Annotated in this window: 19 protein-coding genes and 1 tRNA gene; 10 read left to right on the forward strand and 10 right to left on the reverse strand. The window is 63.9% G+C overall.

Annotated features, from left to right (window positions below):
- The first annotated feature begins 201 nt into the window (after window positions 1-201).
- Together ACIBW7_RS11085 and ACIBW7_RS11090 are read left to right on the forward strand one after the other, a co-directional pair.
- Entirely contained in the window at window positions 202-849 is a 648-nt protein-coding gene (locus ACIBW7_RS11085) for an isochorismatase family cysteine hydrolase (protein WP_397046113.1), read from the forward strand.
- Window positions 850-1,033: 184 nt separating this feature from the next.
- Window positions 1,034-1,786, forward strand: coding sequence for an SDR family oxidoreductase (locus ACIBW7_RS11090; protein ID WP_397046114.1), 753 nt, complete (start codon window positions 1,034-1,036; stop codon window positions 1,784-1,786).
- A 281-nt stretch (window positions 1,787-2,067) separates the two neighbouring features.
- Here the strand turns inward: ACIBW7_RS11090 and ACIBW7_RS11095 are convergent, their stop codons facing one another.
- Window positions 2,068-2,859, reverse strand: a complete 792-nt coding sequence (locus ACIBW7_RS11095) for a DeoR/GlpR family DNA-binding transcription regulator (RefSeq protein WP_397046115.1) — start codon at window positions 2,857-2,859, stop codon at window positions 2,068-2,070.
- A 61-nt stretch (window positions 2,860-2,920) separates the two neighbouring features.
- Between ACIBW7_RS11095 and ACIBW7_RS11100 the strand changes: the two genes are divergently transcribed.
- Genes ACIBW7_RS11100 through ACIBW7_RS11110 form a run of 3 tightly spaced genes read left to right on the forward strand, consistent with a single transcriptional unit; the run spans window position 2,921 to window position 5,564 of the window.
- Entirely contained in the window at window positions 2,921-3,586 is a 666-nt protein-coding gene (locus ACIBW7_RS11100; RefSeq protein ID WP_397046116.1) for a bifunctional 4-hydroxy-2-oxoglutarate aldolase/2-dehydro-3-deoxy-phosphogluconate aldolase, read from the forward strand.
- Between the two features lie 57 nt (window positions 3,587-3,643).
- Window positions 3,644-4,948 (forward strand): MFS transporter, encoded by a 1,305-nt coding sequence (locus ACIBW7_RS11105; protein WP_397046117.1) that lies wholly within the window; start codon window positions 3,644-3,646, stop codon window positions 4,946-4,948.
- A 37-nt stretch (window positions 4,949-4,985) separates the two neighbouring features.
- Complete coding sequence (locus ACIBW7_RS11110) at window positions 4,986-5,564, forward strand: AAA family ATPase (protein ID WP_397046118.1); 579 nt, start codon at window positions 4,986-4,988, stop codon at window positions 5,562-5,564.
- 187 nt (window positions 5,565-5,751) lie between these two features.
- Here ACIBW7_RS11110 and ACIBW7_RS11115 read toward each other — a convergent pair whose 3' ends face one another.
- On the reverse strand, window positions 5,752-6,087 hold the full coding sequence (locus tag ACIBW7_RS11115; RefSeq protein WP_397046119.1) for a hypothetical protein: 336 nt from the start codon (window positions 6,085-6,087) through the stop codon (window positions 5,752-5,754).
- Window positions 6,088-6,714: 627 nt separating this feature from the next.
- Here ACIBW7_RS11115 and ACIBW7_RS11120 point away from each other — a divergent pair.
- Together ACIBW7_RS11120 and ACIBW7_RS11125 are read left to right on the forward strand one after the other, a co-directional pair.
- Complete coding sequence (locus ACIBW7_RS11120) at window positions 6,715-6,855, forward strand: hypothetical protein (protein ID WP_397046120.1); 141 nt, start codon at window positions 6,715-6,717, stop codon at window positions 6,853-6,855.
- A 170-nt stretch (window positions 6,856-7,025) separates the two neighbouring features.
- The gene (locus ACIBW7_RS11125) at window positions 7,026-8,051 is read left to right on the forward strand and encodes an NADP-dependent oxidoreductase (RefSeq protein ID WP_397046121.1); all 1,026 of its coding nucleotides are present in this window, start codon (window positions 7,026-7,028) and stop codon (window positions 8,049-8,051) included.
- Between the two features lie 25 nt (window positions 8,052-8,076).
- Here the strand turns inward: ACIBW7_RS11125 and ACIBW7_RS11130 are convergent, their stop codons facing one another.
- The 5 genes from ACIBW7_RS11130 to ACIBW7_RS11150 form a co-directional block, all read right to left on the reverse strand.
- Entirely contained in the window at window positions 8,077-8,367 is a 291-nt protein-coding gene (locus ACIBW7_RS11130) for a hypothetical protein (protein WP_397046122.1), read from the reverse strand.
- Window positions 8,368-8,800: 433 nt separating this feature from the next.
- Window positions 8,801-10,462 (reverse strand): acetyl-CoA acetyltransferase, encoded by a 1,662-nt coding sequence (locus ACIBW7_RS11135; RefSeq protein ID WP_397046123.1) that lies wholly within the window; start codon window positions 10,460-10,462, stop codon window positions 8,801-8,803.
- Window positions 10,438-11,475 (reverse strand): ABC transporter substrate-binding protein, encoded by a 1,038-nt coding sequence (locus tag ACIBW7_RS11140; protein ID WP_397046124.1) that lies wholly within the window; start codon window positions 11,473-11,475, stop codon window positions 10,438-10,440. The genes ACIBW7_RS11135 and ACIBW7_RS11140 overlap by 25 nt, the downstream gene beginning before the upstream one ends.
- 68 nt (window positions 11,476-11,543) lie before the next feature.
- Window positions 11,544-12,365 carry a crotonase/enoyl-CoA hydratase family protein gene (locus ACIBW7_RS11145; RefSeq protein ID WP_397046125.1) on the reverse strand — a complete coding sequence of 274 codons (822 nt, stop codon included), beginning with the start codon at window positions 12,363-12,365 and terminating at the stop codon, window positions 11,544-11,546.
- Window positions 12,366-12,398: 33 nt separating this feature from the next.
- Window positions 12,399-14,888 carry a CaiB/BaiF CoA transferase family protein gene (locus ACIBW7_RS11150; protein ID WP_397046126.1) on the reverse strand — a complete coding sequence of 830 codons (2,490 nt, stop codon included), beginning with the start codon at window positions 14,886-14,888 and terminating at the stop codon, window positions 12,399-12,401.
- Between the two features lie 87 nt (window positions 14,889-14,975).
- Here ACIBW7_RS11150 and ACIBW7_RS11155 point away from each other — a divergent pair, with 87 nt between their 5' ends.
- A complete protein-coding gene (locus tag ACIBW7_RS11155; RefSeq protein ID WP_397046127.1) occupies window positions 14,976-15,935 on the forward strand; it encodes a LysR family transcriptional regulator in 960 nt (319 codons plus the stop codon).
- A gap of 192 nt (window positions 15,936-16,127) precedes the next feature.
- Here ACIBW7_RS11155 and ACIBW7_RS11160 read toward each other — a convergent pair.
- Both ACIBW7_RS11160 and orn read right to left on the reverse strand, forming a co-directional pair.
- A tRNA-His gene (locus ACIBW7_RS11160) sits at window positions 16,128-16,203 on the reverse strand.
- 55 nt (window positions 16,204-16,258) lie between these two features.
- Window positions 16,259-16,900: an oligoribonuclease gene (gene orn / locus ACIBW7_RS11165; RefSeq protein ID WP_397046128.1), complete on the reverse strand. Its 642-nt coding sequence runs from the start codon at window positions 16,898-16,900 to the stop codon at window positions 16,259-16,261.
- Between the two features lie 420 nt (window positions 16,901-17,320).
- Between orn and ACIBW7_RS11170 the strand changes: the two genes are divergently transcribed.
- Window positions 17,321-19,120: a helicase HerA-like domain-containing protein gene (locus ACIBW7_RS11170; RefSeq protein ID WP_397046129.1), complete on the forward strand. Its 1,800-nt coding sequence runs from the start codon at window positions 17,321-17,323 to the stop codon at window positions 19,118-19,120.
- Window positions 19,121-19,317: 197 nt separating this feature from the next.
- Here ACIBW7_RS11170 and ACIBW7_RS11175 read toward each other — a convergent pair whose 3' ends face one another.
- On the reverse strand, window positions 19,318-20,412 hold the full coding sequence (locus ACIBW7_RS11175) for an FAD-dependent oxidoreductase (protein WP_397046130.1): 1,095 nt from the start codon (window positions 20,410-20,412) through the stop codon (window positions 19,318-19,320).
- A gap of 51 nt (window positions 20,413-20,463) precedes the next feature.
- On the opposite strand from ACIBW7_RS11175, the gene ACIBW7_RS11180 reads away from it, so the two are divergent.
- Complete coding sequence (locus ACIBW7_RS11180; RefSeq protein WP_397046131.1) at window positions 20,464-20,907, forward strand: MarR family winged helix-turn-helix transcriptional regulator; 444 nt, start codon at window positions 20,464-20,466, stop codon at window positions 20,905-20,907.
- Window positions 20,908-20,910 lie beyond the last annotated feature (3 nt).

Here is a 20,910-nt window from a genome sequence, read left to right on the forward strand (position 1 = left end):
GACAATGGTCGAACCTCCATTTGCGGGCGGTCGAGCTGCCACACCGGTCGGCCATGTCACGACTTCGTGCGGGAACAGGCCGGGTGCACGGCCGATCGTGACAGACTGAGGATCTGGAGTTCGGACGGAGTCGTGGCCCGGCATCGCTATGCGTGGGCGGTATGCAATTTGCACTGCGTGTCGACTGGATGGGAGGCATCCATGACCGCTGAAGCGCAATATTCCTCGAAGGAAACCGCGCTCCTGATTGTCGACCCTTACAACGACTTCCTCTCGGAGGGAGGGAAGCTGTGGCCGAGGGCCAACGAGGTAGCAGAGGGTGTCGGCCTCCTCGACCATATGCGCACCATGCTCGCCACGGCGCGCAGCCAGGGCTTGCGTGTCTTCATCGTGCCCCATCACCAGACGACGCCGAGCGCATATGTCACGTGGGATTTCCTGTCGTCGACCCAGCAGCGCATCGTGGCGCAGCAGACCTTCGCGGCGGGCAGTTGGGGCGCCGAGTGGCATCCCGACTTCCAGCCTCGCGAGGGCGAGTTCATCGTGCGCCAGCACTGGGCTTCGAGCGGCTTCGCGAATACCGATCTCGACTTCATGCTCAAGCAGCACGGCATCCGCAAGATCGTGCTCATCGGCATGCGAGCCAACACCTGTGTGGACACGACAGCGCGCTTCGGCCAGGAGCTCGGGTATCACGTGACCCTCATCCGTGACGCGATCGCATCCTTCAGCTGGGAGGAGATGACAGCGACGTTCGAGCTCAACGCGCCCCTGTATGCGCACGCCATCCTCACAACCGAGGAGTTCGTCAAGTTGGCGGATCGGGTTCCCGACGAGGGCTCCTCGTGAGAGTCCGGGGCACAAGCGCCGGCGGAAGCAACACCTGGGCCGGCGAATGCGCGGACGGTCCCGCCCGGCAATTGGGGAGTGCAGTGGACAGATGCCTGGACGACTGTGAGGTGATGCCGATGACGCGTTGGCGAGCGGAAGGAAGCGGAAGGACAGAGGCCGAGCATGAAGGTGGTGACGACTTGTGAGCGAGTCCGAAGGAGCCGGAGCGGGCCGACGACTGGCCGGTCAGACGGTCGTAGTAGTGGGGGGCAGCGCGGGCATGGGCCTGGAGACCGCCCGGCAGGTGCGGGCGGCCGGCGGCCAAGTGGTGCTCGCGGCCCGGAACCCCGAACGCCTGGAGCAGGCGGCACGTGAGCTGAACCCGCTGAGCACGGCGGCGTTCGACGCCCGGGACACCGACCGTCTGGAGCGCTTCCTTGCGGAGCTGCCCGGGCAGGTCGACCACGTGATGGTCACAGCGGGCACTCCCACGTACACGCCGCTCGACGAAATGAACCTGGCCGACGCCGGGCGGGAATTCGGCGGGCGCATCGCGATGACACTGGCCGTGGCGCGGGCGAGCCGCCGGAAGGTCAGGGCCGGCGGGACCCTGCTCTTCATCGGCGGGACCGGTGGCCGGCGGCCGGCGATCGGCATGTCCGTGATGGGCGCCGTCACCGCGGCGCTGCCGGCGCTGACCGCCAACCTGGCCCTGGAGATCGCCCCGGTCCGGGTCAACCTCATCGCGGCCGGGTTCGTGGACACTCCGCTGTCGGCCTCCCTGCTCGGCGACCAACTCGACGCCCGTCGGGAGCATTTGCGCAAGACGCTGCCCATCCGCCGGGTCGTCGGACCCGAGGACGTCGCCGCCCTCGCAGTGCACATCATGGTCAACGACGCCCTCACCGGGGCCACTTACGACATCGACGGCGGCCAGCAGTTCGTCAATGACTGACAGACCGGATGTAGGTGAGCACCTCCCGCCGGAATCTGTCCGACGGCCTGACTATGGGTCCTCAACGGGGTCGGTCGGCCTGGGCGGAGGTGCTCGTGTGCATCCACCGGGTGTGGCGTCAGTGACTTCATAGGAGCCTGGCCAGAGGGCCGCCTTTGCCGTGGCGCTCGAGTTCCACTATTCGTCCACCTTCGGCGAGTAGCCACGCGCCGGCGGCCGCCGCCCATCTCGATCGCGGCGGCCAAGTCCGCGTTCCGATCAGCCAGACGACTCGGCGTGAATCAGCCGCGCAGCGGCACGCGATCCACCAGCGTCCCGGCATCGTCGATGCTCCGGGCGACGGAGGCGGGAAGTTCGGCATCAGTGATGATCCGGCTGAGCCGATGCAGCGGCGCTACCTTGAATCGCTCGAAGGTGCCGAACTTCGTGCTGTCCGCCAACAGCACGGTGTCGGTGGCATTGGCCATCGCCGTCTGCTTCAGTGTCACCTTGTCGGTCTGCGGGGTGGTCACCCCATGCTCGATATCCCAGGTTCCCGTGCTCAGGAACGTGAGGTCGAGGTTGACCGAGTGCACGGTCGCCGCCGCAAGGGGGCCGCTGCTGGAGCCGCTGGAGACGTCGACGGATCCCCCGGTGTGAATCGTCTCGATCGACGGATGCTCGAAAAGCGCCTTCACCGTGAAGAAGTCATTGGTGACCACGGTGAGGTCGCTACGTGCGGCGAGGAATGGGACGACCGATTCGCAGGTCGTTCCCGCGTCGAGGAAGATGGCCATCCCGTCTTCGACCAACGCCGCGGCCTCTTCCGCGATCGCCCGCTTGCGCGGGAGCTCCAAGTGGGCGCGTGATTCGCGCTCCCGCGGCGGCGAGATCTGGCTCCATTCCGCGAGCCGCACCCCGCCCTGCACCGAGATGACCTGCCCCGCGTCTTCGAGGCTCGCGATATCCCGTCGCACGGTCATGTGTGAGACGTCCATCAGTTCGGTCAGGGTTCGGATGCTGAGCACGCCCGCACTGCGTAAGAGGCGCATCAACTCCTGCTGGCGTTGCTCGGGGATAAGAGGGGCGCTCACCGGGCCAGTGTATCCATCCCGCACAATATGTCACAAAGAATCACACAACTTGTGAATACTCGTGATATCGTGGGCGATCATGTTAACCAAGTTCGAAGTCCTCGACAGCATCGTCCACACCGGGGCGCTGCTTATCGTGCGACTGGACAGCGCAGCGGAAGCGCTCGCCGTATCGCGCGCCGCCATCGCCGGCGGAATGCGAGCACTCGAGATCACCCTCTCTGTGCCGGGCGCGCTCGACGTGATCCGAACCCTGTCCGACGAGTACGAAGAGCAGGGTGTGGCGATCGGGGCAGGCACCGTGCTGGACGCTGCCGCCGCCTTCGCTTGCATCCAGGCCGGAGCGCGCATTTTGGTGAGCCCCAACCTCGACCGCGACATGATCGCCGCAGCCAACCGCTACGGCGTCGTTTCCGTGAGCGGCGCATTCACACCCACCGAAATTGTCGACACAATGGCGGCAGGCGCCGACATCGTCAAACTGTTCCCGACCGAGATCGCGGGACCGTCGTACGTCCGGACCATCAAGGCCCCACTGCCGCAGGCCCCGATCCTCCCCGCCGGCGGCGTGACCCTCGGCAACGTCGCCGACTGGTTCGACGCGGGCGTCACCGCGGTCGGCGTGGGCAGTTTCGTCACCAAAGCCGCCCGCGAAGACGGCGACTACCACCGCGTGACCGCGGCGGCGGCTGCGTTCCTCGCGGCCATCGATAACGCAAAGAAGTAACCGCGACCACGGTCGCACGGCACCCGCCAGCGTGCCAGCTCACAAAGGAGTGCAGCAATGACCCGACAAGAAGCCGTTCGCAGGGTCGTCGCAGACGAGCCACCGAGGACTGTCCGGATCCGATGGTTCCTCGTGGCCCTGCTCGTTATCGGCGGGGTCGTCAACTACCTCGATCGCAGCAATCTCAGCGTCGCGAATACCACGATCGCCGCGGAGTTCGACCTGAGCGCTATCCAAATGGGCCTGCTCCTGTCCGCGTTCTCCTGGCCATACGCGATCGCCAACCTGCCGGCCGGATATCTGGTCGACCGGTTCGGCCCCAAAAAGATGTACGCCTGGGCCGCCGGTCTCTGGTCCCTGGTCTCGATGGTCTCGGCCACCGCCAACTCTTTCGGCTTCCTCTATGCCGCTCGAGTGGCGCTAGGTGTGGCCGAGTCGCCGTTCTTCACCTCGAGTCTGAAGGTCACCGAACGCTGGTACAACCAAACCGAGCGCGCGCTGCCGGTATCGATTGTGAACACCGGTTCGCAGATCGCCAACGCCATCGCGCCGCCGCTGCTGACATTCCTGCTGATCACGATGACCTGGCGCGGCATGTTCCTGTTCATCGGCGCACTCGGCATCGTCGTGGTGCTGGTCTGGCTGCGGGTGTATCGCGACCCGAATATCCGGGAGCAAATGTTCATCAATGGGACGGCGCGCGAAGACGACGCCGACGAGCGGAAGGTCGAGCAGGTCGGTTGGGGCGAACTGTTCAAGCACCGCAACACCTGGTTCATGATCCTCGGCGCGTTCGGCATCTTCTACACGGTGTGGGTGTACCTCACCTGGCTACCCAGCTATCTGCAGACCGCGCGCGGGTTCAGCCTGAAGGACAGCAGCTGGCTGGCGGCCCTGCCGTTCCTGTGCGGCATTGTCGGCGTGCTCTTCGGCGGCTATCTGTCCAGCAGGCTCGTGAAATCGGGCATGAACGCCGTACTCGCCCGCAAAGTCCCGATCGTCGGCGGTGCGGTGCTCGCTGCGGCAGCCGTGCTGCCCGTTGCGTACGTCGATAACACTCCGCTGGCGATCACACTGTTGTCGATCGGATACTTCGCGTCGCAGGTTCCGATCGGGTGCTTGTGGACCCTCGCGGCCGACATCGCCAAGCCGAACCAGGTCGCCTCGCTCGGCGCCATCCAGAACTTCGGCGGATTCCTCGGCGCGGCCGTCGCCCCCGTAGTGACGGGCGCGATCCTCACCGCCACCGACGGAAGCTACACCTTCGTCTTCCTCGTCGGCGGTGTGCTGCTACTGGTCGGGGCGGCCGCGTACGCGTTCTTCGTGAAGGACCGGATGCACACGAGGGAGGCAACGGCGTGACCGCGATGACGGCTCCCGGACGGGCGGCAATCCCCACATGACCACGAAACTCTTCTTTGTGATCGGGCCTGCGGGCTCGGGCAAGTCGACCACGAGCGCTCTCATCGCGCAACGAATCGGCGCCGCCTACATCGACAAGGACAGTGTGGCAACGGCATTCACCGAAGCTCTGCTCGAAGCGGCGGGAACCGATAAGAACGAGCGCGACAACAACGAGTACTACCAGAGCGTCGTTATGGACCTGGAGTATGCGACGCTGCTGCGCATCGCGGGCGACAACCTCCGGCTCGGCATCTCCGTCGTGCTCGACGCCCCGTTCGTCAGGTACTTCCCGGAAGCGGACTATCTGGAACGGGCCGCCGTCGACCACGACTGGCCCCCGGACGCCGAGAGGATCGTCGTACACGTCACCGCCGACGGCAACCGGGTGCGAACCCGCATCAGCCATCGCGGGTACGAGCGCGACGCGTGGAAACTCGATCATTGGGACGAGTTCTGGACGAGAACCCAGACCGCAGAATGCTGCTGGAGAGGAGCACGCCACGTGTTCTTCGACAACAGCGCTGAGGGTGTGTCGCGCGACGCGCTCGACCGAGCCATCACCACGCCCGACTAGCGTCGACGCAGTCGAACCGACATCCGGCGCAAGGATTTGACCGTGGGGCTGTCGACTCCGCCTGATGGCCCCGGAGTCATTCAAGGCGGGATCGTGTTCATGGTCGCCTAGCGAACACGGTGCCGTCGCCGCACAACTCATTGCGGTAGGGCGGTTTTCGGGTCTTTCCGGCGTCGAATGTCGCGGGCTACCCGGTTGGCTCGAAGCGCACGGACAGGGCCTGCACTCCACCCGGAGCATTCCAGATGAGATCGACACCCTCGATTTCGGATCCCGCACCGCAGGCGGAATCACCGAACAGGTAGGCCCGGTCGCTGGTGCCGTTCTCGAAACGCACTGTGGCATCCTGCAATTGGATACAGGCGCCGCTGTCGGGTCGTTCGATCGACAAGATCTTTCCCGCCGTGGTGACGTAGGAGGCCCGGCCGATGGCCGCCTGTGCGGTACCGGGCAGCAGCGCGAGCAGTGCGAGCGCCGCGATGCCCGCACCGGCGGCCTTGCCGAATGCACTTGGCAATCCCATGATTTCCCTCTCTCAGCCGCCGCCCGGCCGACTACACTGATCGATCCCGCTCGAGCGTTTTGTCAAATATGTTGGGAGACAAAGGCTGTCAATAGTATGACTGATGCCGGGAACCGGTAGCGACCGTAGATCACTCGGCTAGCGCTGTTCTGGGGCATCGCTCGGCGTGGCGGGATGTTCGATCTGCTCGCGGAGGATGCCGCCGTGGCCGGCGTGACGTACGAAGTCCTCGATCGCGAGCAGATATATAACTCGGAGGCTGCTTATGAACTGCTTAGTAGGTGGCGAGCCGCACCGCGTCCCGCCGAGATGATTTCCCGACGCGATTCTGCGGCAGATCCGCCCCGGTGAACAGGTATTCGGGCCAATTGAATTGGGAAAGTCCGCCGTAAGGCCGGCGGGACCGGGGTGCTCCCGCATGCGTAACCGACGAACAGTGACGGTCGATTCGCGCAGTTGAACTTGCTCGGGCCCGCGGGTCAGGGCTGCCGGTTCCGAACGCGGACGGGGGCGTCGGCTGCTGAGGTCGGGACGCGATTCTCCGATTGAATTATTTCCGGTTCGGCACCTCGAACCTAGCCGTGCACGCTCTCGACAAGAAGCAGTTTCCTGAACTAAGTTCATTTCATGATCTACCTGATCGGGGACACTTACGCGACGGTCGACAGTGGCAGGTTGCAGGATGCGACGGTGTTGGACGCCGAATTCGCGATGGTCCTGTCCACGGGAGTCGATCGGGACCCTGGGCGTGCGGCAAGTTTCGACTAGCGGACTGGTACTCGGCCGCGCCACCCGGCAGGGGAGTTCGAGGCGTCACTCGACGCGACCGCGCAGGTCGAGGCCGACGGAGCGGTAGGGCGCCTGCTCATCGCGCGGACTCCGGAGGTCGCGCTCGCGTGCCGACCGGTCGCGTGGTCAATCAGACAGAAGGGTCATCTATGAATCGTCAACTGTGCCTGGCGCGTCGACCGGTCGGAAAGCTGAGCGGCGCCGACCTCACCCTCGTCGAGACGCCGATACCACCGCTGGAGCCTGGCGAGGTGCTGATACGCAACACCTGGCTGTCTATCGACCCGTCCATACGGATCCGGCTGGCGGAGTCGACGCCGGACGGGTATCTGCCCCCGCTACAACCTGGTGACGCGCTCACCGGGCTCGCGCTCGGCACAGTCGTCGAGACCCACAATCCCAGTTTCGTCGCCGGTGACCTGGTGTCCCACACCCTCGGGTACCGGGAGTTCGCGATCGTGGGGCCGGATGCGCGGACCATCGGCGGCTACGGTGCCCCGACTCGGATCGACTCCGGGGCCCTGCCCCCGCAGTGGTTCCTCGGCCCCCTCGGCAGCGCCGGCCTGACCGCCTATGTGGGTCTGTTCGAGATCTTGGAACTGACCTCGGCGGACACCCTGTGGGTCTCGTCGGCCGCCGGCGCCGTCGGCTTGCTGGCCGCGCAACTCGCGAAACTGCGCGGCGCCACGGTCATCGGTTCGGCGGGCAGCCCGGAGAAGGTCGCTTTCCTGCGGGATGAGCTCGGTATATCCGCGTTCGATTACCACGACGCCCCCTTATCGGATTCCCTCGCCAGGCTCGCGTCCGGGGGGATCGATGCCTATTTCGACAATGTCGGCGGCGACCATCTCACCGCGGCCCTCGACGCCTTGTGCCCGCAGGGCCGGATCGCCCTCTGCGGCGCGGTATCCGGATACGACGGCGCCGCCCCGGCGGGTCCGCCGAACCTGTTCACCATGGTGTCGAAAGGGTTGCGAATGCGCGGTTTTCGCGCCGGTTCGTTCAACCATCTCCAGGAACCGATGCGACAGGAGGTAGCCGGTTATCTCGCGGACGGCCGACTGAGCTATCGGGAATCGGTCTTCGACGGTATTGAGCAGGCGAGTGCCGCGCTGGTGGCGATGCTGTCCGGCGCGACCACCGGCAAGACACTGTGCAGGCTCCACTCGGCGTGAGGTAGTCGGTCGGTTCCGGCGGCAGTCATCGGCTGCGTCCGGTCCTGCGTTCGGCGGCGATGGTGAGGTATTCGCCGAGTCCGCGCATCGTGTTCAGTATTCGAGGTGTTTCGGCGATCTCGTCATTGGAGCCAGGGAGCCAGCTGGGGTCGTGCTCGTCCACGATATGTTTCTTGGCCGCCGTGATGAGCAGGCAATACACGGTGCCGGAACTGTACGGCAGGGTCAGCGCGTTGCGGACTCCGGCGTGATCGGTGTCGAGCCCTCGAACGAAGCGATGCAGGTGTGGAAGATCATCTGCCGAGACGGTAGACATCCGCGAGTTCAATTGTGCACCAAGGTGTTCAGTGAGCACCTCTGCAAACGAAGTGACATGCGCTGCGGTGGCCTCGAGATGTGGGCAGCTGGCGAGGAACTGCTCGAGCTTGATCTGTGCGTCGTCGGTGAGGTTGTCGGGGTGTCGCAATATCGACGAAGTTATACGTCGCACTTTCGGTGTGGACGGTGGTGCTGAACCCATTCTGCGGAAGGGGCGGAGGTAATCGCGGACGGCGCTGTAGCTGCCGCGACACCCCGATGCTCGAAGTTCTTCGCAGAGTGCAGCAGCGGAGGTATGGCTGTCGCGACCCGTCGATCTGCTCGGCAAAGGTGCCGTCGCGGGCAGTCGGTGGTCGGGCACAGGAACCGGCGCGCCCCGCAGCACTAGAAAGTGGGCCGGAACCAGTTTGCAACCGTCGTTGACAGTCCGCTCATCCGCGGAAGGAAGACGATGACGAGGGCGCTGCTGCGAAGGTGTTCATGGCTTCTACACTCGTCGATACGAGATTGCCGCGGCCGGTGGATCGCGCGAAGACCCGCTGTCCTATGGGTTGTTCGCTACTGAGCATGTCGCGCGTTGCGACATCGCCGTCGATGGAGTTGGCGAGGAAGCGCCGGCCGTCTTCAAGTCTCCCGACAACGATGCCGGTCTGGTCCGTGCGGCCGTACTTGGTGGTGTAGCTTTCGACTACAGCCCATCCGTCAGCCGTGTCAACTGCTGAGATGCTCAGTGCCGCATCGAGTCTTGTTTGGATCTCTGTGCTGTGACTGTCACGCCATTCCACTGGCTTGGTCGAATAGACGCCGACGGAGTACTTGCTGAGGTAGCCCCCGTTAGCGCCCACAAGACCGAACGAGCCGGGCGCAGATCGCAGCCGGGTGACCGTTTCGGCGATTGCGTGCATCGAATAGTTGTTGCCGGCACCTCCGAAGAAGGGCAGGCCACCGCTTGCGGTGAGACACCGCGGATCGGTGGGGCTCAGTCCGAGTCCGTCGCAGATATTGAAGACCGCGATCGGGAAGCAGCTGTAGAGGTCGATCGATGAAAGCTGTGCGGCCCCGATACCAGCGACATCCAAGGCATGGCTGGTAGCCGCGATGGCTGCCGGGCTCGTGCTGAGGTCCGGGCGGTCCAGGAGATCCTTTTCGCGAAGGTCTGCGTGACCATGAAGGAAAACCCATTTCGATTCCGGTATGCCGAGACTCCTTGCAGTGCCGACAGACATGATGAGTAGGGCCGCGCCTTGATTGACCTGATCTCGCGAAACCATGAACCGCGGATATGGATCGGCGATTATGCGATTGCGCTCGGTGACCGTGGCCAGCTCTGCCGCGGTACGTTCGGTCGGGGCCGCCGCATGCACGTTTCTCGCCGCAACTGAGGTGAACGGTTCGAAGAGTCGCCCCATGGACAGCGCGTAGTCGGTGCGCGTTTGTTCGAGCCGAGCACGACGAGCGTTTTCGAACAGGGCGTATCGAGGCGGTGCGCCGATGAGTCCGTGCTTCGCCTCGGACTCCGACACCAGGCCTTCCAATCCGTAGCCGCGATCCTCGAGCTGTCCTCCGCGGTGCTCGGTGAAGTCGGGTCGTCGCTCGGCCTGGACGAGATGGCGGACTGTGGAGATTGCCTCGGCCCCGAAGATCAGGGTTACTCCAGAACCTGTCCGTGCGATGGTGCGGGCCATCTCGTTTACCAGCTGTTGGGGAGCTTGGCCGCCGCTGACTTCCAGGATTGCGCGCCGCGGATCTGCGCCGATCCGATCCGCGACCGATCTGGGATAGTTGTCTGATCGACCCAACGGTGCGAGTGCGATGGGCGTTGAGTTCTCGAATTGCCTTATGCCGGCCACGGTATCGATCTGCTCGGTGATCGACCGGGGATCTGCACCACAATCCGCTATCGCGGCTCTGGAAGCTTCCGCCGCCAGCTCCACGGGACTCAACTGTCGGTAGTTCGGTCGATCGATGCGGTCGGACACTTGGCCCACCCCCACCATGACTGGGGTATGAGGGTCTAGGTCGTGCACAAGAGCCATCCTTCCCGGGATGCTGAGTTCGTGAAATCCGGTCAGGACAGGAACAATTTTTCCCATTGCCGGGAGTACTCTTTGATCCGATCCGGCGTCAGGTCGGCCGTATTTGGCGACTGGATGTCTTGCGCGCGTGCAACTGCTCCCGGGATATCGGGCAGTGTCGCGGCATACCCGTTGTTCAGCGCCGTTTGGCCTTCCTGGGTGACCATGAAATCAGCAAGCACCTGGGCTGCGTTCGGGTGCGGCGCCACTTTGAGAACATGGCTGTACCACGGTGTCCCCCAGGGGTTTTCAGGGAGAGTCCAGCCCACTGGCGCCCCGGCGGCGATCTCTGCCACCAATGGCTGGACCGCTGGCGCGACGACGACTTCGCCGGATGCCAATGCTTGACCGATTGCGATTGCGCTGGGGAAGACACGCGGCTTCAGGGCCGCCAGTTTCTCCCAATAGTCTTCGCCGAAAGTTTTGGAATAGTATCGGTATAGATCGACGTAAGATGCAATTCCGGCCGGGTTCACTATGCCGATTTTGCCGGTGTATTCTGGTTTGAGAATATCTCGAGGACTCTTCAGTCCCTGTGGAACGCTTGTGGCGTTCCAGCCGAGCGCGAAGACTGCGGCGCTGGTGAGGAAAAAGCGATTGTTTATCACGCTTTTTCCGGGCCCGTAAGCAGGACTCCCGAGGCTTGGCCCGATCAATTCCGTCGAGTATGCGCCCGAATCGGATGCGGTCTTGATCCATGCCGCATCCGTCAGCATGTGAACGTCGGCTACTCCCTTCTTGATCCGATTCTCGATCTCTACGCGGGGGTTGATGTCGGCGTCTGTGCCGCGGACGAATTCCATGCTGATCTGCGGGTATTTCGCCTCGAAGGACGCCTTCAGTGCTTCTAGGTTGGCAGGCTTCTGGCTCGAATAGAGCAGTACGCTGCCTTCCCTGTTCGCGGCTGCGACGACGTCGTCCCAGCTCCCGTCTGTCGGCCTGGTCGACGACGTGCCGGTACCACACGCCGCCAGGCTCAACGAGGTGAGAATCGCGGTGGCAATGGTAAATGTTCTGAATCGAGTTTTCATTCTTCAGTCCTTCTCGAGATTCGATCTGTTACACATTGCTGGTCCACCTTTCTCAGATGGGCGATGATTCATTTCCCTGCCCAGATGGGTGACCGCTTTTCGGCAAAGGCGCGGACTCCCTCGGCGGAGTCTTCGCTACTCATCACTCCGTGTGCTTCATGCTTTGTCCGTGTCCATGAGTGAGCTTCTGTTTCATAGGAGCCGTTGCCGATCGCTCTGGCTATCCGCTTGGTTGCTCGGACTGCGAGTGGAGCGTTCGCGCTGATGCGTTCGGCGATCTCCAGCGCGGTTTCGAGTAGTTTGTCGGCCGGCACCACTCGGTTGGCCAGACCTAGCTCCAGTGCCCGCGCTGCTGTGATGTGCTCACCTGTCAGTGCCAGTTCGAGGGCTACTTTTGGTGGGATCTGCGCGGCGAGACGGAAGGCGCCACCCGCGCCGGCGATCACCCCGCGGGTCACCTCGGGCAGGCCGAACGTCGCTGTATCGGAGGCGACCAGAAGATCACTGGCCAAAGCTATTTCGGTGCCACCGCCCAACGCGAAACCGTTGACCGCAGCAATAGTCGGCACCGAGACAGCGTGACGAACGTACCCGGCGAATCCCCACGGGCCATCGGAACCGATTTCCTCGCCGCGGGCAAGGGCTTTGAGATCGGCACCGGCGCAGAATGCCTTGTTTCCTGCCCCGGTCACGATGATCGCGCGGATGTCGTGATCGCTGTCTGCGTCGGCCAGTGCCCGGCCCAGCTCGTCCGCGACGGTCTTGTTGATGGCGTTGCGTGCCTCTGGTCGATTGATGGTCAGTATGAGCACGTGCCCGCGACGTTCCTCGAGTAGTGGCGTAGGCAGGCTTCCCGCATTCGGAGTGTGCTCAGTGCTCGGTGTTGTCATGCGTTGTCACTTCCTGTTGTGTGAGTTCGGGTTTCACGCGATGTATGCGTCACGGTTCGCTGGCGGTGGCACGTTCTCTTCGAGGACCCCGGCGGCGAGGAGTTCGTCTACCTGGTTGGGTGTCAGATTGAGCAACCGTTCGGCGATCGCGCGTGTCTGTTGGCCGAGTAGCGGAGCCGGACGTAGCTCTACATCGGGGATATTCGTGAAATGGCCAGGGGTGTTCTCACATGGCAACGGGCGGTCGACCAGAGGGTGTGACGCCACAGTGAATGCGCCTCTGTCGAGCAGGTGTTCGTCGTCGAGAAGATCAGCAACCCGCAGCATCATGCCTGCCGGGACACCAGCGCGCTGCAGTGCCACAGTGGCCTCGCGTGAAGTCCGGGATTTCGTCCATCGGGTGACGAGCCCGTCGATGATCGTGCGGTTGGCTACTCTGCGTTCGGCCCTGTCGAATCGGGGATCTCGGGCGAGTGCAGGACGGCCGAGACTCTCGACCAATCTTTTCCAGTCGGTGGAATCACGGATGTCGATGACGAGCCACTCGTCGTCGCCGGATGCGGGATATACACCGCGCGGAGCATCGGCGGCCCGCCCGTCCCGATAGCGAACTGCGCTACCGGGCAAGAGGAATTCCAACGCCAAGAGGTCGGCGCTCTGCGACAGGATCACCTCTGCCTGCGCGATGTCGACTTTCCCACCACGTCCGGTCCGTCGACGTCGGATCAGTAATGACACGACTCCGAGTGCTGTGACGCGAGCGGACGCGTGGTCGGGGTATGTAGTCGCCGTGTCCGAGAAGCCGTCCACCCCATCGTCGTACCGCCACAAGGCGCTCAATCCCGTTGCGGCTCGTACGAGAGGGCCGTATCCGAGCCGCCCACGCCACGGTCCCTCACGTCCGAAGGCGCTGGACTGGGCCACGACGATCCGCGGATTGACCCTTGCGAGCTCGGCATATGACAGTCCGAGCTTGTCCATCGTGCCAGGCTTGAAGTTCGACAGAATGACGTCGGACGTCGCGACCAACTGCTTCATCAATTGCCGACCCGCGGCCGAGCGAAGGTTGATTCCGATGCTCTGCTTGTTGCGGTGGCCGCGGGCCACCACGGGACTGACGAGATCGCCTGTGGTGGATTGCCTGCTGCCATCGGGAAACAGCGAACTTTCGATCTTGATGACCTCTGCGCCCATATCAGCGAGCAGTCGGCCGGCCTCACCTCCGGCAACGATTACCCCCAGGTCGAGTACGCGGATGCCTTCGAGCGGACGTCGCTGCCTCTTCGACATCGGAGATGGGAACTCATCGGTCTCCAGTTCGGCCAAGGCGGTGAGGATCTCGGTGTTGTGCTCGCCGTGACTGGGTGCGGGGGTACGAACCCCCATCCGCCGACCGTCGAACTCGATCAGGCCATTGGGAACACGCAGGACAGCCTCTGCGGTTTCGATATCAACGAAGGTGTCCCGTGCTCGGTAGTGCTCTGCTTCGAACACCTCGCCGACGTCGAGAAGCGCTGTGCAGGGCACGCCGAATTGCTGACCTTCGGCGACTACGGCGTCGCGAGTCTTCGGTGCGACGAAGTCGGAAATGATCGAATACAGCTGCGCTGCAATGGAATAACGCTCTTCTAGACGTGCCAGCGCAGGATCGGACAGTGCCGCCGGCCTACCCAGCCATTCGAATACACCACGCCATTGACGCGGACTCAGAATGCACAACCGGACATACCCGTCGGCGCACGCAAAGATGGGATAGCGGTGTCCGACATCCGGCCGGCCGCGTGATTCATCCGAGGGCGACATTCCACCCGCAGCCGAACCGGCCATCCCGTAGCCCGGGTCGATAATTTGAACGGTACTTTCAAGAACTGATATATCGACGTCGTCTCCCACGCCGGAGTGCAGACGGTTGTAGTACGCAAGGACTGCGGCCCATGCGGCCGTCAGTGCGGCAGACTCCGTTGCCATCGCCCCTGGAGGCAACAGCGGTTGACGGCCGGGAAACCCAGACCGCGACAGCAGGCCGCTCAGGGCATAGTGGACAGCATCCGTGCCGACCCAGGTCCGGTACGGTCCACTGCGCCCGAAGTCACTGATCGAGACGATCACAAGACTTGGAAAGCGATGTCGTAGAGACCCCAGGTGAACCCCCAGTTCCTCGAGCCTGGCGGTGCCCAGACCCTCGATGAGAATGTGGGCACTTTGCACGAGTCGCTGAAAGTGGTTCTGCCCCGCTGGGTGGGTCAGATCAAGTGCTACCCCGCGTTTGTTGAGATTGTGCGTTTCGAAGTAGATGCTCATCGCGCCGAACAAAGGTTGCTGGGTACGAGAGAGCGCGCCGGTAGCGGGCTCGACTCTGACAACGTCCGCACCCATGTCCGCGAGAAGCCGTGCCGCGGTCTCTCCGGAGCCGTCTGTGAGCTCGATGACTCTGACCTCGGACAAAGGCAGGGGATCGATCCCTGCGGATTGCTGCGTGGAAGTCATGAGTGAACTGTCGCAGCCGAATTTGGACTTGAACATCGCTGTTTACAACACGATCAGGTTCGCCAGAACGCATCGTGGTTCTGGCCCATTGACGACCACGATGACGGACTCCATGCTTTGATCGTGGATTTACCCCAATTGCGGTGCTTCGTCACAGTCGCCGAGGAACTGCACTTCGCCAGGGCCGCCGAACGACTGCACCTGACACCGTCGCCGGTCAGTCGCATGGTGAAGGACCTCGAACACAAACTGGGCGGCGCACTGTTTGTCCGGCGGCATCACGAGGTTCAGTTGACCGCGTTCGGTGAAGCCCTTGTGGTGCGGGTCCGAAAGATTCTGATGGACGTCGACGAACTGAACACGATCGCGGACACCTTCAAAGACGTTCCCCCGACCGTGCGAATCGGCGGAACACATCTGTCGCCGCCTGCGTTGGCCGACCGGTTCATCGAGGTGACCGAAGCTGCGGTACCCGATGCGTCGGTACTGTACCGCTCGGCGCGATCCGTTGATCTTCTTCCGCTCCTCGAGCGGGGCGAGCTTTCGGCAGCACTGGTTCACTTGCCACTGAACAGCCCAGCGCTGGACAGCATCGTGATCAGCCGTTACGAGCTAATGGTGGCGATGCGCGCAGATGACCCGCTTGCGCAGCGCGATGAACTCACCTTGGCGGATCTGGCGGAGCGCACGATCGTCCTGCGACCGGCCACCCCTCAGCCGTTGGCGCTGAACAGGCTTCATCAGCAGCTTGCCGAAGCCGGTATTCGCAACTTCCACCGGATGGACGAGAATGATCCAGCCATGCTCGCGAGCTACATTCGTCATAGCCGCGGACTCGCACTTACCTACGATCCCGCAACCGGTGGGGCAGCGAGCGTATTTGCAGATCCCGCCTTCAGCGTGATTCCACTGGCCAGCGGAGAACTCGAGTTCTCGTCAGGGATCGCGTGGAACATCGAAGCGGCCGGGGACGACCCCGTCATCGCTGCGATCGTCGACGCGATACGCACTGAGTGGTCGCACCTCTCGGCAACCTGGGAGTCCGAGTCGCTCAGCCATCGACCTTCCCGAGCGGTTACGTGACGTAATTCACACCGGAACCGATAGTGAGACGAAGGCGTTGCTCGAGGAGCTGGTTGCTCGGGTAATGATTACTGCCCCAGATCGGCTGGTCCCGGTCTTCCGAATTCCGGTGGACAAATACCGCTGACAGTGAGGATCTGCTGATCACAGTGCGCGAACCGCCCTTGGGGACGGTTCGCGCACCGAGACGTTTGGGGTGAGTGACGGGACTCGAACCCGCGACAGCCAGGATCACAACCTGGTGCTCTACCAACTGAACTACACTCACCATCGCCGGTGAATCACCGGCGCGGTCGATATTAGCGTGTCAACCCCTCGAGTCCCTAATCGGTTTCTGACGTCCCGTTATGCTCGGCCGTCTTGCCGCCACCGCTCAGTTCGTTCGCAACGGCGGTGATCTCTGCGGTCGACGGGCCGGGGGCGGCGACGAAGGCCGTGCGTCGGTAGTACCCGAGTTCGCGGATGGATTCCTTGATATCGGCCAGGGCGCGGTGGGTCAGGCCCTTCTCCGGCTGGCCGAAGTAGATACGTGGGTACCAGCGGCGGCACAGCTCCTTGATGGAACTCACATCGATCATCCGGTAGTGCAGATGCGCATCGAGTGCGGGCATATCGCGGGCGATGAAGCCGCGGTCGGTTGCGATGGAATTGCCGGCCAGTGGGACCGTGCCCGCGGTCGGGGCGTATTCGCGGACGTAGTCGAGTACCTGTTTTTCGGCATCGGCGAGGGTGACCGTGGAGCGGCGCACTTCCTCGGTCAGGCCCGAACGTGCGTGCATATCGGCGACCACCTGCGGCATGGCGGCCAGGGCCGCGTCGTCGGCATGGATGACGATGTCCACGCCCTCACCGAGAATATTGAGGTCGCTGTCGGTCACGAGCGCGGCCACTTCGATCAGCTTGTCGCTGTCGAGGCGCAGGCCGGTCATCTCACAATCCATCCACACCACGTATTTGTCGCTCACTGGACACACAGTAGCCGTTTGGTCGTGACCGACGGGGCTCACCCGGCTGCGTTGTCGCAGCGTAGGCCGTGTATCAAAAACGCCGAATTCGACACCACGTATTTGTCGGACACCCCGGCAACATAGCTGTATTTATCGGCGATGCCTTCGGCATCGCGTGTACGCGGCCCTCGGATGTCTCCCATCCGAGCGGCCGAGACTCGCCGACTGCGTCGCATGCGCTTCGGCCACTCGGATGCGAGACGGGCTGCGAACGGCGCATGCTCTATTTGCTCGAGGCCGGGTGCTGGTTGCGTACGAGTGCATGTCACCACTGGGTGAGCCGTCTCAGCGGGAGCAGCGGCGATAGAGTTTGCGGGAGATCGGCGTATGCGTTTTCGGCACGACAGCTAACACTGCGGACCAGACGGAGGACGCGCGATGACAACCCCTCAGGAGAAGGCGGCTGCAGCACGGAAGGCGGCCGAGGAGGCGGCGCGCGTGGCCGCGGAAGCCGCCGCCGCGGCCGAAGCCGCCGAACGCGAGTTGGCCGAGCAGGAGGCGGCGGCCGCGAGCGCGGATCCGAATGCGGCGAATGCGGTGGCGCAGGCCGAGGCCGCGCAATCCAAGGCAGCCGCGACGGCGGAGACCGCGGTCGCCAGCGCTGCCGCGGCGGAATCCGCGCAGTTGGCGGCGACCCAGACCGCGCAGGCCGCGGAACAGTCGGTGGCGCAGCAGATCGCTGCCGGATACGCGTTCGACGGAGCAGCACTGGAATTGGGCACAGTTGTCGTGGACGGTGCCGTGGATTCGACTGCGCGCGTGCGGATTCCGATGCGCACCATGAATCGGCACGGGCTGGTCGCCGGTGCGACCGGCACCGGTAAGACGAAAACACTGCAGGGCATCGCCGAACAGCTTTCGCGGGCCGGGGTTCCGGTGGTACTCGCCGATATCAAGGGCGACCTGTCGGGGCTCGCACAGCAGGGGCAAGCCGATGAAAAGCTCAGCGCCAGGGCCGCCGAGACCGGTGCGCCGGACTGGGGGCCGACCGGTTATCCGACCGAATTCGTCTCGCTCGGCACCGGTGGTGTCGGGGTGCCGATCCGCGCGACCATCACCGCATTCGGGCCGGTGCTGCTCAGTAAAGTGTTGGAGCTCAACGAAACTCAGGAGTCCACGCTCGGTCTGATTTTCCACTGGGCGGACAAGGCGGGTCTCGGTCTGCTGGATCTGAAGGATCTGCGCGCGGTCATCACCCACCTCACGAGTCCGGAGGGTAAGGAGGATCTCAAGGGCATAGGCGGGGTCTCGGCGGCCACCGCGGGGGTGATCCTGCGCGCGCTGGTGAATCTCGAGGCCGACGGTGGCGACACCTTCTTCGGTGAGCCCGAACTGGATCCGGCCGATCTGCTGCGCACCGCGGGTGGTCAGGGCGTGATCACGCTGTTCGAACTCGGTGCGCAGGCGGCGCGACCGGTGATGTTCTCGACCTTTCTGATGTGGGTGCTCGCCGATCTGTTCCAGACGCTGCCCGAGGTCGGTGATGTCGAAAAGCCGAAGCTGGTCTTCATTTTCGACGAGGCGCACCTGTTGTTCGCGGATGCCTCGAAGGCTTTCCTGGAGCAGGTGGAGCAGACGGTCAAGCTGATCCGGTCCAAGGGTGTCGGCGTATTCTTCTGCACCCAGCTGCCCACCGATATCCCGAATCCGGTGCTCTCCCAACTGGGTGCGCGCATCCAGCACGCGCTGCGTGCCTTCACGCCCGACGATCAGAAGGCCCTGTCCAAGACAGTGCGTACCTATCCGAAGACCGGCGTCTACGACCTGGAGCAGGCGCTCACCTCGCTGGGGACCGGGGAGGCGATCGTGACGGTGCTCTCGGAGAAGGGCGCGCCAACTCCCGTGGCGTGGACCAGGATTCAGCCGCCGCGCTCGCTGATGGATACCATCGGGGAGGATCAGATCAGGTCGCGGGCGCTGTCCAGCGCGCTGGCCGCCAAATACGGCCAGACCATCGATCGTGAGTCGGCCTATGAGATCATGGCCGCGAAAGCCGCTGCGGCACAACAGGAACCGGAGGCGGCTCCGGCTCCGGGGCGTTCGAAAGCCGCCCCCGAGGAGGAATCCGCCGCCGAGCGCATCATGAAGAATCCAGCGGTGAAGAGCTTCCTGCGCTCGGCCGCGACCGCTGCGGGCCGCGAGATCAGCCGCAGCATTTTCGGCACCCGCAAGCGCTGAGCGCGAGCACCGATGACGACGATCCCGGGCAGTGCCGGGCGGTGCTGGTCTGCGGATCAGGGAGACGGTGGACCTTCAATGGGCCCGCCGACCACGGCGCCGACGTCATCTTGTGCAGTTGGGGTCCGGCCGATGGACTCTGGTTCCAGCCGGATGATACGGCGCACACTCAGCTCGTGCCGGGGCCGCAGTGAGGATCAGGTAGCGCTGCGCAGCGAGCGCTCCACCATCGCGAAACCGTAGTCGAGCATTTCGGTTTCGTAGGCGTGGACCGCGTCGCGCAGTGAACCGGTCCGCTCGGTAATGCGGCGGCAGAGCAGGGCGGCGTCGCGTAGGGCTGTGCCCGCGCTGCTTCCGGCGGGGATCATGGTGTGGATGGCGTCGCCCATCAGTGTGACCGGCCCGGTTTCCCAGTGCGGCAACGGTTTTGCCGTCCGGATCGTGGTGTTGTGGACGGATTCCGGGTCGGCATGGCGCACTAGTGCGGCGAGATTCTCGGGCCAGTCGGCGATCAGTTCCATGGCGATTTTCTGTAGTTGCCGCTTGTCCATTGCGGACAGGTCGGCCGGAATCGTTGCGGTCGGTGCGGCGACCACCCACATCACGTAGTCATCGCCGTCGCCGGAGGCGAATTCGTGGGCGGCCAGCGACATGAACCGGCCGTCGGTACCGGCGATCACGCTGAATCCGTCCAGTGCGGCGTCGGGTGTCAGCGCGCGGATCTGGTCGGTCAGCGCTGTCTTGCCGTAGATCTCAGCTTGGCCGGTTTCGATTACCTCGGCGTTCGGCAGCCATTGGGCGCGGATGCGGGAATGGGTGCCGTCGGCGGCGACCAGCAGATCCGCATCGGTGACCGTGCCTTCGTCGAAGTAGGTCCGGACCCGGCCGTCGTCGAGCAGTTCGAAGCGCCGGAAGGATGCGCCGTGATGGACGTCGATGCCGGTGAGCAGGATCTCGCGCAGTGTGAGCCGGTCGACGGTCTGATGCCGTCCGTGCACATCCTCATCGGCCCTCGGCGGCACCAGCATCTCTCGAACCACGCGCAGTTGCGGGTCGAGGAACCGCACCCCCGTACCGCGCTTGCCTGCGGTGGCGAGGATTCGTTCGTAGCGGTCCGACGGCAGACAGCTGCGCAACGCGAGGTCGCCCTCCGGATCGAGGGAGATGCGAAAGCCCTGGCTGTGCTGACCCACGGCTTCGCGTTCGTAGAGCTCGACGGTGATTCCGGCTCGGTGCAGGCCCTGTGCGAGCAGGGGGCCTGCCAGCCCGGCTCCCACGATGACAATCTTCATGGTTCAAAACTATCTGAATTCAGACGATCTGTCATCGGATATAGTTTGCCCGTGGCGGATACTTCGGAGCAGCTCGGCGCCCAGATCGGTGGTCAGCTCTATCTGGCGCACCGCTATGCGCGTGCGGCGGCCAATCGTGCACTGCGGGAACAGCGGCTCGAACTGCGTCACCTCGGGGTGCTCGGCTGTCTGGCCGAGGTGGGGCCACTCAGTCAGCGCGCGTTGGTCGACCGGCTGCAGCTGGACAAGTCGTCGATGGTCTACATCATCGATGAGCTGGAGCGGCAGGGGCTGGCGGAGCGGCGCAAGGATGAGCGGGATCGTCGCAGCTATGCCGTGCACATCACGCCGAGCGGGCGGGAGCGGTTGACGGCTGCCAATCGCACCGCCGATGCGGCGGTGGTCGAATTGCTCGTGCCGTTCTCGGAGGCCGAACGCCGACAGTTGCACGAACTGCTCGGCCGGTTCATCGAGCACGCCGCCGGACAGGCCTGAGAT

It is taken from the genome of Nocardia sp. NPDC049526 (genome assembly GCF_044465765.1).
In the GTDB taxonomy this organism is placed as follows: Bacteria; Actinomycetota; Actinomycetes; order Mycobacteriales; family Mycobacteriaceae; genus Nocardia.